This window comes from Actinoplanes sp. NPDC049681, from assembly GCF_044465265.1.
Classification (GTDB): Bacteria; Actinomycetota; Actinomycetes; order Mycobacteriales; family Micromonosporaceae; genus Actinoplanes.
On the sequence record NZ_JBITLP010000015.1, the window covers coordinates 1,774 to 5,187 of the forward strand.

A 3,414-nucleotide genomic window follows, 5' to 3' on the forward strand; every position below is an offset into this window, starting at 1 on the left:
GGGGTTGTGGGTTGGTTGTTGGTTGAGAATTGCACAGTGGACGCGAGCATCTTGTTTTCTGTGGTTAAGTTGTCAAGGGCGAACGGTGGATGCCTTGGCACCAGGAGCCGATGAAGGACGTGGGAGGCCGCGATAGGCCTGGGGGAGCTGTCAACCTAGCTGTGATCCCAGGGTGTCCGAATGGGGAAACCTAGCACGAGTCATGTCGTGTTACCGCTAGCTGAATTCATAGGCTAGTTGGGGGGAACGCGGGGAAGTGAAACATCTCAGTACCCGTAGGAAGAGAAAACAATAGTGATTCCGTGAGTAGTGGCGAGCGAAAGCGGATGTAGCCTAAACCGTGTGCGTGTGATACCTGTCAGGGGTTGCGTGTGCGGGGTTGTGGGATCTGAATGTCTGTGCTGACACGCAGGCGAGGAGTTACAAAGTCGGTGGTTAGTCGAACGACGTGGGAAAGTCGGCCGTAGACGGTGAGAGCCCGGTAGGCGAAAGCTTCTGACCTTCTTTCAGATATCCCGAGTAGCAGCGGACTCCTGAAATCTGCTGTGAATCTGCCAGGACCACCTGGTAAGGCTGAATACTTCCTGGTGACCGATAGCGGACGAGTACCGTGAGGGAATGGTGAAAAGTACCCCGGGAGGGGAGTGAAATAGTACCTGAAACCGTTCGCCTACAATCCGTCAGAGCCTTTAGGGGTGATGGCGTGCCTTTTGAAGAATGAGCCTGCGAGTTAGTGGCATGTGGCGAGGTTAACCCGTGTGGGGTAGCCGTAGCGAAAGCGAGTCTGAAGAGGGCGTTTGAGTCGCATGTTCTAGACCCGAAGCGGGGTGATCTAGCCATGGGCAGGTTGAAGCGTGGGTAAGACTGCGTGGAGGACCGAACCCACCAACGTTGAAAAGTTGGGGGATGACCTGTGGTTAGGGGTGAAAGGCCAATCAAACTCCGTGATAGCTGGTTCTCCCCGAAATGCATTTAGGTGCAGCGTCGTGTGTTTCTTGCCGGAGGTAGAGCACTGGATGGTCTAGGGGGCCTACAAGCTTACCGAAATCAGCCAAACTCCGAATGCCGGTAAGTGAGAGCGCGGCAGTGAGACTGCGGGGGATAAGCTTCGTAGTCGAGAGGGAAACAGCCCAGATCACCAGCTAAGGCCCCTAAGCGTGTGCTAAGTGGAAAAGGATGTGGGATCGCTTAGACAACCAGGAGGTTGGCTTAGAAGCAGCCATCCTTTAAAGAGTGCGTAATAGCTCACTGGTCAAGTGGTTCCGCGCCGACAATGTAGCGGGGCTCAAGCACACCGCCGAAGCTGTGGCATTGACGCATTAGCTCGGTGAGGGTTTTCGGATTCTCATCCAGGCGCGTTGATGGGTAGGGGAGCGTCGTGTGGCGGGTGAAGCGCCGGGGTGACCCAGGTGTGGACGCCATACGAGTGAGAATGCAGGCATGAGTAGCGAATGAAGGGTGAGAAACCCTTCCGCCGGATGACCAAGGGTTCCAGGGCCAGGCTAATCCGCCCTGGGTGAGTCGGGGCCTAAGGCGAGGCCGAGAGGCGTAGTCGATGGATAACGGGTTGATATTCCCGTACCCGCGTAGGAGCGCCCACGATGAACCTCATGATGCTAACTGCTTGAAGTGTTGGCGGTCTTCGGACCTAAGGCATGGAGACCAGGACCCTCGTGGGTAGTAGTTGAGCGATGGGGTGACGCAGGAAGGTAGCTGATCCCGGCCGGTGGTTGTGCCGGGGTAAGCGTGTAGGCCGTGGTGTAGGCAAATCCGCACCGCATGAAGGCTGAGACGTGATGCCGAGCCGATTCAGGTGAAGTCAGTGATCCTATGCTGCCGAGAAAAGCCTCTAGCGATGTTCCGAGCGGCCCGTACCCCAAACCGACACAGGTGGTCAGGTAGAGAATACCGAGGCGACGGGCGAACTGTGGTTAAGGAACTCGGCAAATTGCCCCCGTAACTTAGGGAGAAGGGGGGCCGGACGCGTGAAGCCCCTTGCGGGTGGAGCGTGGTATGGCCGCAGAGAGCAGGGGGAAGCGACTGTTTACTAAAAACACAGGTCCATGCGAAGTCGTAAGACGATGTATATGGACTGACGCCTGCCCGGTGCTGGAACGTTAAGGGGACCTGTTAGCTCTTCGGGGCGAAGCGGAGAACTTAAGCGCCAGTAAACGGCGGTGGTAACTATAACCATCCTAAGGTAGCGAAATTCCTTGTCGGGTAAGTTCCGACCTGCACGAATGGCGTAACGACTTCCCCACTGTCTCAACCACAGGCCCGGCGAAATTGCAGTACGAGTAAAGATGCTCGTTACGCGCGGCAGGACGGAAAGACCCCGGGACCTTTACTATAGCTTGACATTGGTATCCGAATGTAATTGTGTAGGATAGGTGGGAGCCGGTGAAGCTCGGACGCCAGTTCGGGTGGAGGCAATCTTGAAATACCACTCTGTTGGATTTGGGTATCTAACTTGCGGCCCTGATCGGGTCGAGGGACAGTGTCTGGTGGGTAGTTTAACTGGGGCGGTTGCCTCCTAAAAGGTAACGGAGGCGCCCAAAGGTTCCCTCAGCCTGGTTGGCAATCAGGTGTTGAGTGTAAGTACATAAGGGAGCTTGACTGTGAGACTGACAGGTCGAGCAGGGACGAAAGTCGGGACTAGTGATCCGGCACTTGCGTGTGGAAGCGGTGTCGCTCAACGGATAAAAGGTACCCCGGGGATAACAGGCTGATCTTCCCCAAGAGTCCATATCGACGGGATGGTTTGGCACCTCGATGTCGGCTCGTCGCATCCTGGGGCTGTAGCAGGTCCCAAGGGTTGGGCTGTTCGCCCATTAAAGCGGTACGCGAGCTGGGTTTAGAACGTCGTGAGACAGTTCGGTCCCTATCCGCCGTGCGCGTTGGATACTTGAGAAGGGCTGTCCCTAGTACGAGAGGACCGGGACGGACGAACCTCTGGTGTGCCAGTTGTCCCGCCAGGGGCACGGCTGGTTGGCTACGTTCGGAAGGGATAACCGCTGAAAGCATCTAAGCGGGAAGCTCGCTTCGAGATGAGGTATCCCACCACCTTGAGTGGGTAAGGCTCCCAGCTAGACGACTGGGTTGATAGGCCGGAGATGTAAGCCAGGTAACTGGTTCAGTCGACCGGTACTAATAGGCCGAGGGCTTAACCACACCAAACTTGGTGCTCGACATATGCGTCCACTGTGTGATTCACAGCGAACAACCACCACCCCCGGGTGTCGTGACACGGCCTCGGGGATGTTTGGTGAATGTTGTTACTGCTGAAAGGTGTTTCGGTGGTTATAGCGGAGGGGAAACGCCCGGTCTCATTCCGAACCCGGAAGCTAAGCCCTCCAGCGCCGATGGTACTGCACTCGGGAGGGTGTGGGAGAGTAGGACGCCGCCGGACTCAAC

General features: G+C 56.6%; 2 rRNA genes. Both read left to right on the plus strand.

Annotated elements, in window-relative coordinates:
• Window positions 1-62: 62 nt before the first annotated feature.
• A 23S ribosomal RNA gene (locus ACIBO8_RS37035) occupies window positions 63-3,171 on the plus strand.
• A 121-nt stretch (window positions 3,172-3,292) separates the two neighbouring features.
• Window positions 3,293-3,409: ribosomal RNA gene (gene rrf / locus ACIBO8_RS37040) — 5S ribosomal RNA — on the plus strand.
• The last annotated feature ends 5 nt before the right edge of the window (window positions 3,410-3,414 follow it).